Genomic DNA, 14,521 nt, shown 5'->3' on the forward strand with positions numbered 1-14,521 from the left:
CATGCGTATCGTTATCGACTTCCTCCACGCGCAGGACGGCATCGCACCCGCCGCGCTGACCCTGGTCCAGTCGCTGGCCCGCCAGTGCGGCCCACGCGAACTGTGGATCGCCGCGCCGCTGGCCAATGCGAACCTGCTGCTCGAGCTGCGCCTGGCCTTCGGCCAGCACGTGCGCGCCTTCGACCTGACCGGCAACGACCATCTGCAGCCGGCGCTGCGCGAGCAGGCGCTGGCCAGCCTCGTGCCCGACGTGGTGCTGGTGCCGGGCGCGGCCGGCAAAAACACGGCCACCTTACCCTTCCCACTGCTGCAGCGCGACCCGCAAGGCCTCGATGCCGCCGCCCTGCTGGCCGAGCTGGATGCCACCGCGGCCGAGCGCGTAGTACCGCCCCAGTCAGCGCGCCCGAAGCTGGCCTATGTCTCGCCGCTGCCGCCCGTCAAATCCGGCATCGCCGACTACAGTGCCGAACTGGTGCCGGAACTGGCGAAGTACTACGACATCGAACTGGTGGTCGGGCAGGACAGCGTGAACGATGCGCGCCTGGAGGGTTTCCCCTTGCGCAGCGCCGACTGGCTGCGCGCCCATGCGCACGGCTTCGAACGGGTGCTCTACCACGTCGGCAATTCGCACGCCCACCAGCACATGTTCGATCTGATTCGCGAGGTGCCGGGCATCGTCGTGCTGCACGACTTCTACTTCTCGGGCGTGCTGGACAACCTGGAGCGCGAAGGCTATCTGCCGCAGGCCTTCGTGAAAGCGCTGTACGAATCGCATGGCTATACGGGTCTGCTGAGCCACCGCAAGGAAGGCCGCAACCCGTCGATCTGGAAGTACCCGCTCAACAAGGGTGTGCTCGACAATGCGGCCGGCGTGATCGTCCATGCCGACTTCTCGAAGCAACTGGCCACCGAGTGGTATGGGCCAGGCGCCGCCGACGGGTGGCAGACCATCCCGCTGCTGCGCGGCCGCCCCGAGGATTCAAGCACGCCGCGGGCACGCGCCGCCGCCCGCACCCGCCTGGGCCTGGACGGCGACGCCTTCCTCGTCACCACCTTCGGCATGCTGGGCCGCACCAAGCTCAATGAAGAGCTGCTGGACGCCTTCCTGGCTTCGCCGCTGGCCCGGGATGCGCGCTGCCGCCTGGTGTTCGTGGGAGAGAACGACCCCGGCCTGTACGGCGCCGGCCTGCTGCGCAAGATCGCCGCCAGCGACGCGGCGGGCCGCATCCGGATCGCCGGTTTCGTCGATGCCGCCACCTATGCCGACTACCTCGCCGCCAGCGATTGCGCGGTCCAGCTGCGCGCCTCGACCCGCGGCGAGACCTCGGCCTCGGTGCTCGACTGCCTGCTGTACGGTATTCCCACCATCGTCAACGCCCACGGCTCCACCGCCTCCATCAGCGCCGAACTGCTGCTGAAACTGCCGGACGCCTTCACGACCCAGGAACTGGCCGATGCGCTGGCGCGCCTGCGCGGCGATGCCGGCCTGCGCGCGGGCCTGTCGCAACGGGCGCTGGCCCACATGGCCAGCCAGCATGCGCCCGCCCACGTCGGCAAGCTGTATTTCGATGCGATCGAGGGCTATGCCCGGCGCGGACCGCTGGCCGCCTACCGCAAGGTGGTGCGCGCCGCCGCGCCGCAATGCCCGGACGCCCAGATGCCGGCACTGGCGTCGGCCATCGCCTTCAACCGCAAGCCGACGGCGCCGCGCCAGTTGTTGGTGGACGTCTCGGCCGTGGTGCAGTCCGACCTGAAAACCGGCATCCAGCGCGTGGTGCGCAGCATCCTGCTAGCCATGATCGCCGACCCGCCGCCGGGCTACCGCATCGAGCCGGTGTATTCGCACGGCGCCAACCGCAGCTACCAGTACGCGCGCCATTTCGGCCTGAACATGGTGGGCGAGACCACGCTGGCGCTGGAAGACGCGCCGGTCGACCTGCGCCCGGGCGACATCTTCTTTGGCCTGGACCTGTTCACCAACGGCACCTCGCAGAACGAAGACCTGCTGGCCTCGATGCGCGACCGCGGCGTGGGCATCTATTTCGTGGTGTTCGACATCCTGCCGATGCTGCGCCCGGATGTCTTCCCCTTCGGGACCGAGCAGTACTTCGGCGACTTCCTGCGCACCGTGCACAAGGTGTCGGATGGGGTGCTGTGCATCTCGCGCGCCGTGGCCGACGAACTGGCCGCCTGGATCGAAGGCCAGGGCCTCAGCCGGCGCGCGCCGCTCAAGCTGGGCCACTTCCACCTGGGCGCAGACATCGACGCCAGCGCGCCGAGCTTTGGGCTGCCGCCGGATGCCGACCACGTGCTGGCGGCCCTGAAGCAGCGTCCGAGTTTCATCATGGTGGGCACGGTGGAGCCGCGCAAGGGCCACACCCAGTCGCTCGCCGCCTTCGAACTGCTGTGGGAACGGGGCGAGGACGTCAACCTCGTGGTGGTCGGCAAGCAGGGCTGGATGATGGAAAAGCTGTGCGAACGCATGGCCGCGCATCCGGAAAAATCGAAGCGCCTGTTCTGGCTGAATGGAATCTCGGACGAGATGCTGCTCAAGCTCTACGCCGGCTCGGCGGCCCTGCTGTCGCCATCGGAAGGCGAAGGCTTCGGCCTGCCGCTGATCGAATCGGCCCAGCACGGCATCCCGATCATCGCGCGCAGCCTGCCGGTGTTCCGCGAAGTGGCGGGCGAACACGCCTATTATTTCGACGGCCTCGCGCCAGGCGACCTGGCCGATGCCGTCAGCAACTGGCTGGCGCTGCAGCGCGACGGCCGCGCGCCGCAATCGACCGGCATGCCGTGGCTGACCTGGGACGAGGCCGCGCAACAGGTGCTGGACGGCCTGGTGCGCCAGCAATGGTACCGCGTGCTGCCGGGCACCGCACCCACCCGCGGGGAAGGCGATGCAGGCGCTCCCTGAGCTCCGGCAGGACGCCCCCGCGTCCAGCGCGCCCGCAGCCGGCGCGGCGCCCACGCGCTCCGCGCCGGGCCGCGCCGCCTGGCTGCGCTTCGCGCTGCTGCTGGCAGCCCTGCTGGCCCTGCTGCCACCGCTGTTCCCGGTCTCGCTCAGCGGCGACGTCCTTGAATATACGCTCGACACGGTCGCGGTGGCGAACCACGGCACGCCCGACATCCGGGTTGCGGACATCGACCGCACCGTGGCCCTGATGCAGGGCAAGTACGAAGAGCTGTACCGCCTGCTGCAGGGCCAGATCCAGGACGGGGTGCAGGCCGTGTTCCCCGCCTTTGCGCGCGGCAGCGACGGCAAGGTCTATCCGATCCACTTCTTCGGTTATCCGATGATGGCGGCCATCCCTTTCCGCGTTCTCGACGCCTTGGGCCTGCCGCCCTTCAAGGGCTTCCAGGTCGCCAACCTCGCCTTCGTCTTCGTGCTGGGCCTGGCCATGCTGCGCTTCTTCGGCTCGGCGCGCCGGGCCTTCGGGGGCGTCGCCCTGTTCATGCTGTGCTTCGGTGCGCTGTACTGGAAATGGTCGAGTCCCGAATGCATCAGCGCCGCGGCCCTGCTGGGCGCCCTGCTGCTGTTCGCCAGCCGCATGCCGGTGGCCGGCAGCCTGCTGGCCGGCCTGGCGGCCCAGCAGAACCCGACCATCGTGTTCTTCTTCGCCTTCGCACCACTGCTGCGCCTGTGCCTCGAGTATGACGCGGCGCGCAGCATGGGTGCCAACCTGCGCGCCCAGGCCGACCGCCGCACCATCGTCGGACTGGTGCTGGGCGTGGCGCTGGCCGCATTGCCGGTGCTGTTCAACCTGCTGCAGTACGGCGTGCCGAACCTGATCGCCAGCCGCTTCTCCGACCCGGCGCTGGTGGACGGCACGCGCCTGCTGTCCTTCTACTTCGACCTGAACCAGGGCATGATCGTCGGGATTCCCGGCGTGCTGGCGGCGCTGCTGCTGTGGATGCGGCGCGCCCGCATCCACCTGCCGCGCATGCCGGTGCTGCTGGCCGTGAGCCTGCTGTTCACGCTGGCGCTGGCGCTGCCGGCACTGGCGGTGCTGAACTGGAATTCGGATGCCGCCGGCGTGATGCGCTATGCCTTCTGGGCCGCGATGCCGCTGGTGTTCGTGCTGCTGCTGGTGCTGCGCGCGCTGCCACGCTGGCCGCTGGCGCTGGTGGCCACGGTGGTGGTGCTGCAATCGCTGTCGATGCTGGGCGCGCTGCGCCACAACTACGTGAGCTTCGGGCCGCTGCCTTTCCGCATCATGAAGTATGCGCCCCAGCTCTACCACCCGGAGCCCGAGATCTTCGCCGAGCGCATGGCCGGCAACGATAACTGGGTGCAGCCGGACCAGGTCTATACCTACCGCAACGAGGGCTACCGCGCAAAAACGCTGGTGCATGCCGCCAACCCCAGGGCCGCGACCACCCTGTGCGGCCCTGGGGCCACGCTGGACGCGGCCAACGACGTCACCGACAGCGCGCGCGGCTGGCGCTACATCGACGGCCCGGTGCTGTGCCGCGTGCGCGGCGAGACCAGGATCACCTGGCTGCTGGAGGACATCGTGCTGGAAGGCCCGGTGAAGCTGGGCACCGGCTGGAGCCGCCAGGAAGTGGGTGGCGACGGCATCTGGTCCGACGGGGCCCGTTCGCGCCTGGCCGTGCGCCCGCGCGCCGCCGCGCAGGCGCTGGTGCTGCGTGGCTCCTATTTGGCAGGCAAGCGCCGCACCCGCGTATCCGTCAATGGCCACGACCTCGGCTGGCACGCGCTGGACGGCGGCGCCGCGCTGGCCCTGCCGGCCGCGCTGCGCACCGATGTGCTGGACATCGAACTCGAACACGAAGCAGTGCGCTCGCCCGCAGCCGGCGAGCCGCGGCTGCTTGCTTTCTTCCTGAAAGAAGTCAGCATAAGAATAAATACAGGAACCTCACCATGAACGCACCTTCCACCACCAATGACTTGCAGGTAGCAAGCGGCGCCGCCCCGAGCGTGGCGGACGCGATCGCCGTCGTGATCCCGAGCTACAAGGTCACCCGCCACATCCTCGGCGTCATCGAGGGCATCGGCCCCGAAGTCGCGCGCATCTACGTGGTCGACGACAAGTGCCCGGACGGCAGCGGCGCGTTTGTCCGCGAACACTGCCGCGACGGGCGCGTCGTGGTGCTGGAACACGCGGAGAACCAGGGTGTCGGCGGCGCCGTGATGACCGGCTACCGCCAGGCCATCCTGGACGGCGCCAGGGTGATCGTGAAGATCGACGGCGACGGCCAGATGGACGGCAGCCTGATCCCGAGTTTCGTGGCGCCGATCCTGGCGGGCGAAGCCGACTACACCAAGGGCAACCGCTTCTTCAACCTGGAGCGCCTGGGCAGCATGCCGCCGATGCGCTTGTTCGGCAATGCCGTGCTGTCGCTGATGACCAAGCTCTCGTCCGGCTACTGGGACCTGTTCGACCCGACCAACGGCTATACCGCGATCCACGCCGACGCAGCGCGCTACCTGCCGTTCGAGAAGATCAGCAAGCGCTACTTTTTTGAATCGGACATGCTGTTCCGCCTGAATATCCTGGGCGCGGTGGTGGCCGACGTGCCGATGGACGCCGTGTATGGCGACGAGGTGAGCAACCTGAAGATCTCCAAGATCGTCACCGAATTCCTCGCCAAGCATGTGCGCAACTTCGGCAAGCGCATCTTCTACAACTACTACCTGCGCAATATGTCGGTAGCCTCGATCGAACTGCCGCTTGGCCTGCTGCTCACCGGCTTCGGCACCGCCTATGGCGTGTCGCACTGGATCGCCTCGGCCCATTCGGGCGTGTCGACGCCGGCCGGCACCGTCATGCTGGCGGCGCTGCCGGTGATCATGGGGGTGCAGCTGATCCTCGCCTTCCTGGCGCACGACGTCGCCTCGGTGCCGCGCTACCCGCTGCACAAGAAAACCCTGTATCGCCGCAATCAATGACCGCCTCGCACCTGGTTTCACGACTGTTCACGCGCCAGTTCGCCGTCTTCGTCACCGGTGGCCTGATCTGCGCGCTGGCCGACGTCGGCCTGATGCAGCTGCTGCTGCACTCCGGCATGCACTTCACGGCCGCCGCCAGCGCCGGCTTCGCGGCGGGGCTGCTGGTCAACTACGCCTTCCACAGCCGTGTTACCTTCAATGCCGCGGCCAACCCGGCGAATTTCGCGCGCTACCTGGCCGTGGTGGGCATCAACTACCTGCTGACCATGGCCTGTGTTGCGCTGGCCCAGGCTACCCTCGACAACCCGCTGGCCGGGAAACTGCTGTCGCTGCCGCTGGTAGCGGTGAACGGTTACCTGCTCAGCAAATACTGGATCTTCAAGTGATGCAAGCGCTCCGTTTCGCACCCGTCCAGAACGACCCCGCCACCCTCGCGACCTATGGCGCGCTGTTCGCCGCCTGCTTTCCCGGCACCGACAAGTTCACCCCCGCCTACCTCGACTGGCTGTATGTGGCCAACCCGGACGGCGCCGCCGTCGGCTACGACGCCTGGGACGGCGAGCGCCTGGCCGCCCACTACGTGTGCATCCCGGCGCGTGCCTGGGTCGAGGGTGTCGAGGTGCGGGTGCTGCTGTCGCTGAACACGGCCACCCACCCGGACTACCAAGGCAAGGGCCTGTTCACCAAGCTGGCAGCGATGACCTACGAAGCGGGCGCCGCCCAGGGTTTCGATGGCTGCTACGGGGTAGCCAATGCCAACAGCACGCCCGGCTTCGTGCGCAAGCTCGGCTTCCAGCTGGTGCGCCCGCTGGAAGCCCGGGTCGGCCTCGGGCGCCTGCGCCATGGGGCCAAGCCGGAGGCGGCGTCGCTCTCGTTCGAACGCGCCTGGAGCCCGCAAGCGCTGGCGTGGCGCTGCGCCAACCCGCACAACCGCGTGTGGCAGCACGCCAAGAGCGGGCGCACGCAATTCCACGCGGCGGCGGTGCACCACGTGCCGGCCTATGCCGAACTCGATGGCGCCGCCGCGCCGGCGCAGGCCGGCGAACGCGCCGCTTCGCCCGTGCGCCTGTTCATCGGCCTGGCGCCCGACGCCACGGCGAACTACTGGAACTACGCCAGCATCCCGCTGCGGCTGCGCCCTTCGCCGCTGAACCTGATCTGGCGCGGCTTCACGCCTCGCGTGCCGCAACTGGACGCGGCGCGCATCCAGTTCACCTTCCTCGACTTCGATGCCTACTGAAGCCAGCCAGGGCCACGCTGCGCTGTTCCTGTTCGCCCACCAGGACGACGAGTTCGGCGTCTACCAGCGCATCCTGCACTGCCGCCAGCGCGGCCTGCGCGTGGCCTGTGCCTACCTGACCGACGGCCAGACCGCGACGGCCAGCGCCGACCAGCGCAATCGCGAATCGCTGACGGTGCTGGCACGCCTCGGCGTGGACCCGCAGGACGTGTACTTCGCCGGCGCTGAGCTGGGCATCGGCGACGCCTGCCTGGCGCAGCACCTGCCGGCCGCCGCCGGCTGGATCGGGCGCTGGCTCGATCGCTACCCGCTGGTCGATGCGCTCCACGTCACGGCCTGGGAAGGCGGCCACCACGACCACGACGCCCTGCACGCGCTGGCGCTGCTGCTGGCCGCCGAGCGCGGCCTGCTGGCGCGCACCTTGCAGTTCTCGCTGTACCAGGCCAAGGGCTTGCCCGGCCCGCTGTTCCGGGTGTTGGCGCCGCTGTCCGAGAACGGCCCGGCGGTGGCCACCCGCATCCCCTGGCGCGCGCGCCGGCAGCACCTGCGCGCCTGCCTGTCCTATCCGTCGCAGCGCGCCACCTGGCTTGGCCTGTTCCCCTTCGTGTTGGCGCACTACCTGCTGCGCGGCGTCGAGCAGCTGCAGCCGGTGGCGCTGCACCGCCTCGACCAGCGCCCGCACGCGGGCGCGCTGTACTACGAGAAGCGCAAGTTCTTTACCTGGCCGCAGATGCAGGCCGCGCTGGCCGCCTGGCGCGCCACGATTTCTTCCAACTGATCCACCCACAAGAGGTTCACCGCATGACCCCGCACGACACCAGCCTGCGCCGCGATCCCTGGGCCCTGGCCCTGCCCTTCGCCCTGGCCTGCATCGCCTGGTTCCTGTACCAGCGCAACTTCGGCCTGCAGCCGACCGTCTTCGCCGACGAGTGGTACTACAGCAAAATGGCGCGCCTGATGCCGCTGCAGGAAGCAATCGTGCCCTCTTACCTCTACCTGTGGATCTTCGGCGCCAGCACCAGCTGCGGCGAAGGCTTCCTGGAGTGCGTCCGCGCCGGCAACCTGGCCTTCTTCCTGGCCGCGGCGCCCTTCGTCTACCTGGTGACGCGGCGCTACGCCGGCAGCCTGGCCGCCTTCTGCGTGGCCGTGTTCACCGCACTGGCGCCGCTGAACGTCTACACCGCCTACTTCATGCCCGAATCGACCTATTACTTCGGGTTCTGGGTCTTGACCTGGGTGGCGCTGGCGCGCGCTTCCTGGCACCCGCTGCTGCACGCGCTGGTGCTGGGGGCCATCCTGGGCGCCATGAGCCTGGTGAAGGTGCATGCGCTGTTCCTGATCCCGGCGCTGTGCCTCTACCTGGTTTATGCCAGCTGGCAGCGCGGCGGCAGCTGGTTCCTGCGCGGCGTGGCGACGGCTGCGGCGGCCGGCGTGTTCACGGTGGTGGTCAAATTCGCCCTCGGCTGGCTGCTGGCCGGCGACGCGGGCCTGAGCCTGCTCGGTCCCTTCTACCAGGGCGCCGTCAATGCCGGCGGCAAGGGCTCGCGCCTGGCCCTGCTCAACCCCGCCTTCATCAACGGCCGCGGCCAGCTGATGGCGCTGGCAGTGGTGTATGGCGTGCCGCTGGCGATCCTCGCCTACGAACTGTGCGCGCGCGTGCTGCGCCGGCGCGCCGCCGCCACCGGCGCCGGCCCGGCCACGCCTGATCCGCGCAACCTGCTGCACGTGTACACCCTGCTGACCCTGGGCGCGGCGGCCGGCATGACCATCATGTACACCGCCACGCTGGACCAGCCGGGCAGCCGCGAAATCCTGCGCCTGCACCTGCGCTACTACAGTTTCGTGTTCCCGCTGCTGGTGATCGTGGCGGCGGCCGCCATCGGACGGCGCGACAGCGACCGCGGCGCCACGGACGACGCCGGCCTGCCGGCGCTGCGCTGGGCCATCGCCCTGCTACTGTGCGGCGTGCTGGTGTTCGCGCTGTCCCGCCTGCCCGGCTACGCACTGAACATCGTCGACGGTCCGGAGATCGCCGCCATCGACCTGGCCCTGCCGGCCGGCCGCCTGCTCGTGGCCCTGCAGTGCGCGCTGCTGCTGGCATGGGCGGCGCGGGTGCGCGGCACGGCGCTGGTCTACCTGTTCGTGGCCCTGCCCGCCGCGCTGGTGGCCGGCAACGACGGCACCAGCGGCTTCCTGGCGCGCCACGCGCCGCCCGGCCAGGGCGACCTGGCGGGCCGGCTGGCGCACAGCCGCGTGGCCCCGGCCGACCGCAAGGATGTGGTGGTGGCCGGCACCGACATGACCGTGATCATGCGCGTCCAGTTCCACCTCGACGACAAGGACAGCATTCCCCTGCTGCTCGAGCCGAACACGCCGATGGCGGAATACCAGGTCCCGGCCAACAAGAAATGGATGGTGCTGGTGGGCGACGTGCCGCTGCCGGCCTCGGTGCATCCGGTGGTGCGCACGCCGCACTACAGCCTGGTGCGCCTGCCGGACCCGGAGCCGGCGGTGGTCACCATCAAGATGTCGGAGCAGCCGGATCCGGTCTCCGTGAGCGGCATCGAAGGCCTGTCGCATGCAGAACTGTGGGGCCGCTGGTCCGATGCCAAGCGCGTGGTGATCCATTTCGCCAAGCCGCTGCCGCGCCGCGCCGGCGTGGTGCTCAATGCCAGGGGCTACGACGTGAACGCCACCCTGCCCTTCACCGCCCATATCGGCGATGTCAGCAAGGAATTCAGGGTCGGCTGGAACCTGCAGCAGGTCGGCATGCATTTCGATACCGACGGCCAGCAGCGCACCCTAGTAATCGACATCCCCCGCCCCATTTCACCGGCAGAACTAGGCAACCCGGGCGACCCGCGCAAGCTGGGCATCGGCATCGCCGAGCTGGTCATCACGGACGGCGCTACTGCGGCCCAGGCGGCCCGTTAAGCTTGCTCAAGCCTGGGTGGTGCTGTGAGAACCCACCTTCGGGGTCAGGTCTGACATTTGGACACGAGCTCGACAGTACCGGGCGTCCTGCGCTGGTGACGGCAAGACTGCGCCCGGCCAGGTGCGAGCAATCGGCAGGATACGGCTGAGGCCGTGTCCAATTGTTAGACCTGACCCCGGAGTGCGAGCAATCGGCCGGATACAGCTGGGGCCGTGTCCAAATGTCAGACCTGACCCCGAAGTGCGAAGTGAAGTTTAGATGGTGGGACGCGGGCCGCCGCCGAGCAGGAAGGCGAGCTTTTGCTTGCCTTGCTTGCCTTGGGTTGCCGTCGGGGTGACGGTTTCCTTGCGGGCGGCGCTCGATGGCTCGTAGGGCTTGAGGAACCACGGGTCGACCTTCTCGCGGCGCGGCATCGTGCTGTAACCGCTGCTGCGCGGTGGGCGCTCGCTGCGCTCGCCGCGGGCGGGAGGCGCCTCGCTGCGGCCGCGGCGTTCGCTGTCGCGCGCGAAGTCGCGTCCGCCGTCGCGGCTGCCCTCGCGCGCGCCTTCGCGGGCACGCGCGGACGGCGCCACGAAGCCGGCCAGTTCACCGCGCACGATGGTTTGCTTGATCAGTTTCTCGATGTCGGTGAGCAGGCGCTCGTCCTTGTCCGAGAACACCGACAGCGCGTCGCCCGAGGCGCCGGCGCGGCCGGTACGGCCGATGCGGTGCACGTAGTCTTCGGCGTTGTACGGCAGGTCGTAGTTGATCACGCACGGCAGGTCGGTGATGTCGAGGCCGCGGGCGGCGACGTCGGTCGCGACCAGCACTTCGACTTCGCCGCGCTTGAAGGCTTCGAGGGCCGCCATGCGTTCCTGCTGGGTCTTGTCGCCATGGATCGCGGAGGCCTTGATGCCCTTCTTCTCCAGGTGGGTCGCCAGGCGCGAGGTGCCGATCTTGGTGTTCGAGAACACGATCACCTGCTTCAGGTTGCGCTCGCGGATCAGGTGCTCCACCACGTCGCGCTTGAGCTCTTCGTCGACCTTGTAGACGATTTGCGTGACCTTGTCGGCGGTGGCATTGCTGCGCGCTACTTCGATCAGTACCGGCTTATCCAGGAAGCTGTTGGCCAGCTTCTTGATCTCGGCCGAGAAGGTGGCCGAGAACATCAGGTTCTGGCGCTTTTTCGGCAGCAGGTTGATGATGCGCTGCAGGTCCGGCAGGAAGCCCATGTCGAGCATGCGGTCGGCTTCGTCCATGACCAGCATCTGCACCTGCGACAGGCTGACGTTCTTCTGTTCGATATGGTCGAGCAGGCGGCCCGGGGTGGCGATGACGATCTCGACGCCGCCCTTCAGGATGATGGTCTGGCCCTTCATGTCCATGCCGCCGAACACGACGGTGGAACGCAGCGGGGTGTGCTTGGCGTAGGCCTTGACGTTCTCGGCCACCTGCACCGCCAGTTCGCGGGTCGGCGTGAGCACCAGCGCGCGCACCGGGTGGCGCGCCGGCGACATGCTGGCGCTGGCGTGCGCCAGCAGCAGCTGGATGATCGGCAGCGAGAAGCCGGCGGTCTTGCCGGTACCGGTCTGGGCGGCGCCCATGACGTCGCGACCCTGCAGCACCAGCGGGATGGCCTTGGCCTGGATCGGGGTTGGGTGCACATAGCCCTGGTCGGTCAGCGCGCGCAGGATTTCCGGCGCCAGGCCGAGGTCGGCGAAGCGCACGGTCGGCGTTTCGTCGGCGGCGACTTGTTCGACCACGGGTTCATTGACCAGTTCGGCAACTGCTTCGATGGACGGATCGTCCTGGAGGAGGTCGGCCTGATCGGCGCTGGCGGGAGTATTCTGGATATCAGACATATTCTTGTTGGACAGTATTTCGTTAACTCTACGGCTGCGCCTGCGGGCTCGGAGTGGCCTGCGCGGGAAGCTTCCTGATGGGACAACGGCCGGTAACCGGACCGCATTTGCCGCGAATGCACCGGAAAACAGACCGGTCCGGGCGGACGTAGAGGCACTTTAGCGGGCTACACGATACCTGAAATCGCCCCCCCTGTATATAAGGTCCTGTTTTTGGGGCAGTTTCCAGGACGAGGGACACCACTAGTTGCCGCCCGGACCGGTCCAGCCGCGCTGCTGGGCCGCCCGTTCGGCGGCCGGGTCGAGGGTGGCGCCGACGATGCGGGCGTCGATGGCGGCCTGCACCGCCGGCGGCAGGCTGCTGCCGTCGAGCCAGGCGGCGCCGGGGCGCGGCTGGGCCAGCACGGGAATGGTCCAGCGCCCGCCGCCGCGGCAGGCCAGGCCGGCGGTGGTGTCGACCACGAAGCTGCGGCAGTAGCTGCCGTCTTTCGAGACGAAGGTGACCCCGATGCGTACCCCGGAATCGGACGGGCCGGGGCTGGCGAGCTGGCCGCCGAGGGCGTCCACCAGCCGGCCGCGCGCCACCAGGGCGCCGTTGCTCGATTCCAGCATGACCAGGCCGGGGTCGTGGCGCAGCTCTTGCCAGCCGAGGGCGCCGGCCACCAGCCCGGTGGCCAGCGCGGCCAGCATGGCGATCCAGTGCTGCCGCGTCCAGCCGGGCCGGGCCGGCTGCGGCGGCGCCGCGCGCCCGGGGCGCAGGCTGTCGAGGTGGACCACCTTGGCGCCACCTGGAGGCGCGGCGCGCTGGTGGTGGTGCTTGCCGTCATGGCCGTTGGCCGAGACGCTGCTGATGCGCGCGCGCCCGAGGCCGGCCTGGGCCTTGCGGTGCTGGGCCACGCGGGCCGCCAGCACCGGGTCGGCGCGCATGGCCCGCTCGACGGACGCGCGCACCGGCTCGGCCAACTCGCCGTTGAGGTATGCGATCAGGAGCTCGTCCGGGAATGTCATGCCAGCTCGCCAAAAAAGGGATCAAGACGCCGTCAGGAGGTGATCAGGCCGTGCTCGTCGAGGACGTCGTGCAGCAGCTCCAGGCGGATCACGGGGTTATCGAGCAACATCATGTGGTGCTTCTGCTGGTTGGGCAGCGGCAGCAGCTCGCACCAGCGGTTGGACACCCAGCCGCAGTCGTCGAGCCGGAACGGCGGCTGCACCGGCCAGCGGTGCTGGGGCACGTCGTGCAGCGAAGACAGCACCCGGTCGAGCGCGTCGGAAGCGCCCTGCAGCTCGGAGGGCACGCGCACCGCCTGGTCGCCCTCGACCAGCTCGGCCTCGGCCATCCAGAGGCCGTTGACGCGCTGCTCGGCGGTGACCACCGAGAAACGCGCGCCGCCGCGGCACAGCACCTGCAGCACGCCCGGCGTGGTGGTGGTGAGCTCGGTGACGGAGGCGATGGTGCCGGCGGCGGCGAAGCGCTCGGGCTCGCCGTCTGGCTGGCGCACTTCATGTCCCTGCGTGAGCAGCACCACCCCGAAAGGCGTGTCGTCGGTCAGGCAGCGGCTGACCATGTCGAGGTAGCGCGCCTCGAACACCTGCAGCGGCAGCACCCCGTCCGGGAACAGCACCGTACTGAGCGGGAACAACGGCAAGGAAATCGTCGACATGATCCCATCATGACAGAATCGCCGGGGAGACGGGAGCACGATTGGGCGTCATTCCGGCCCCTGCTCCGGCCCTTTCAGGGGCAGGTTCCGGATCGCGTCGCCCAGCTTGCCGGAACGCCAGCGCAGCCGCTCCCAGCCCGGATCCGGCATCGGCACCACGCTCACCCGCAGCGTCCCGCCGGGCAGCGCCGGGCAGGGAAAGTCCTGCTCGCCGGCCTCTTCGAAGGGCAGGCGGAACTCGGCGCCCGGGGCCAGCTGCACCGGCCCGAACACCAGCGGCGCGCCGGTCCGATTGCGCAGCAGCAGCACGTCCTGCACCCCCAGCGTCAGGCGCAGCGCGGACGGCGCCCCGGGACGCACGTCGAGCAGCAGTTCGTGGCTGCCGCCTCCGAGCGGGGCCAGCGCGCTCCACAGCAGCGACAGGCACAGCGCCGCCCCCAGGCAGGCCAGCGGCCAGTGCCGCTGCAGCAGTGGCGGCAGGGTTTTTACAGTTCTCATACAACCTATTAAATTTTGCTCATTTCTGCCCAAAATGAGCAAGTTTCCTGCTCCCAGGTCGAGCCACAACAAGAATGCCTTGAATACGACCCGAACGGCTCGCCGGCGGAGAACGCCTGCGGTTTTTTCCTGTCTTAGGACAGTAGGGAGGTCCAGGCCATGATCATCAAGCTTGGTGGGGGAAGTGTAACGGAGCCGCCACTTATCACAACCGGCGTGTGCCTCGTCGTGCAGGAAGCGCCATGCTCCTAGCCCACAAAATCCGGCTCGCACCCAACAATGTGCAAGCCACCTATTTCGCCAAGGCGGCAGGCACGGCTCGCTTTGCCTACAACTGGGCGCTGGCGCGGTGGCAGGAGCTGTACCAGGCAAGCTTAGCCGATCCGGCACGACCGAAGCCGAACGAGGCGGCTTTACGCCGCGAGCTGAACA

12 protein-coding genes are annotated in these 14,521 nt (G+C 68.7%); 8 read left to right on the forward strand and 4 right to left on the reverse strand.

Annotated elements, in window-relative coordinates; all coding sequences use genetic code 11:
- Position 1 precedes the first annotated feature (1 nt).
- From BM031_RS22955 to BM031_RS22985, 7 genes are read left to right on the forward strand one after another with little or no spacing between them, the layout of a single operon-like run.
- Entirely contained in the window at positions 2–2,917 is a 2,916-nt protein-coding gene (locus BM031_RS22955) for a glycosyltransferase (protein WP_091876953.1), read from the forward strand.
- Positions 2,901–4,889 carry a hypothetical protein gene (locus BM031_RS22960; RefSeq protein ID WP_091876954.1) on the forward strand — a complete coding sequence of 663 codons (1,989 nt, stop codon included), beginning with the start codon at positions 2,901–2,903 and terminating at the stop codon, positions 4,887–4,889. Before BM031_RS22955 ends, BM031_RS22960 begins: the two co-directional genes overlap by 17 nt.
- Entirely contained in the window at positions 4,886–5,914 is a 1,029-nt protein-coding gene (locus tag BM031_RS22965; protein ID WP_091876955.1) for a glycosyltransferase family 2 protein, read from the forward strand. The genes BM031_RS22960 and BM031_RS22965 overlap by 4 nt, the downstream gene beginning before the upstream one ends.
- On the forward strand, positions 5,911–6,300 hold the full coding sequence (locus BM031_RS22970; protein WP_091876956.1) for a GtrA family protein: 390 nt from the start codon (positions 5,911–5,913) through the stop codon (positions 6,298–6,300). Before BM031_RS22965 ends, BM031_RS22970 begins: the two co-directional genes overlap by 4 nt.
- Entirely contained in the window at positions 6,300–7,154 is an 855-nt protein-coding gene (locus BM031_RS22975) for a GNAT family N-acetyltransferase (RefSeq protein ID WP_091876958.1), read from the forward strand. Before BM031_RS22970 ends, BM031_RS22975 begins: the two co-directional genes overlap by 1 nt.
- Positions 7,144–7,932 carry a PIG-L family deacetylase gene (locus tag BM031_RS22980; protein ID WP_091876960.1) on the forward strand — a complete coding sequence of 263 codons (789 nt, stop codon included), beginning with the start codon at positions 7,144–7,146 and terminating at the stop codon, positions 7,930–7,932. Before BM031_RS22975 ends, BM031_RS22980 begins: the two co-directional genes overlap by 11 nt.
- A gap of 23 nt (positions 7,933–7,955) precedes the next feature.
- Positions 7,956–10,088, forward strand: a complete 2,133-nt coding sequence (locus tag BM031_RS22985; RefSeq protein ID WP_091876962.1) for an ArnT family glycosyltransferase — start codon at positions 7,956–7,958, stop codon at positions 10,086–10,088.
- Positions 10,089–10,343: 255 nt separating this feature from the next.
- Here BM031_RS22985 and BM031_RS22990 read toward each other — a convergent pair whose 3' ends face one another.
- The 4 genes from BM031_RS22990 to BM031_RS23005 all read right to left on the reverse strand — a co-directional run bounded on the left by BM031_RS22990 (position 10,344) and on the right by BM031_RS23005 (position 14,089).
- Positions 10,344–11,930, reverse strand: a complete 1,587-nt coding sequence (locus tag BM031_RS22990) for a DEAD/DEAH box helicase (RefSeq protein ID WP_091876964.1) — start codon at positions 11,928–11,930, stop codon at positions 10,344–10,346.
- A gap of 243 nt (positions 11,931–12,173) precedes the next feature.
- The gene (locus BM031_RS22995; protein WP_091876966.1) at positions 12,174–12,938 is read right to left on the reverse strand and encodes an anti-sigma factor; all 765 of its coding nucleotides are present in this window, start codon (positions 12,936–12,938) and stop codon (positions 12,174–12,176) included.
- Positions 12,939–12,970: 32 nt separating this feature from the next.
- Positions 12,971–13,591 (reverse strand): LON peptidase substrate-binding domain-containing protein, encoded by a 621-nt coding sequence (locus BM031_RS23000; RefSeq protein ID WP_091876968.1) that lies wholly within the window; start codon positions 13,589–13,591, stop codon positions 12,971–12,973.
- A gap of 48 nt (positions 13,592–13,639) precedes the next feature.
- Positions 13,640–14,089, reverse strand: coding sequence for a hypothetical protein (locus BM031_RS23005; protein WP_091876970.1), 450 nt, complete (start codon positions 14,087–14,089; stop codon positions 13,640–13,642).
- 242 nt (positions 14,090–14,331) lie between these two features.
- On the opposite strand from BM031_RS23005, the gene BM031_RS23010 reads away from it, so the two are divergent.
- Positions 14,332–14,521 (forward strand): helix-turn-helix domain-containing protein (locus tag BM031_RS23010; RefSeq protein ID WP_177207875.1); only part of this gene is annotated, 190 nt, incomplete at its 3' end.

The organism is Massilia yuzhufengensis, from assembly GCF_900112225.1.
GTDB lineage: Bacteria > Pseudomonadota > Gammaproteobacteria > Burkholderiales > Burkholderiaceae_D > Telluria > Telluria yuzhufengensis.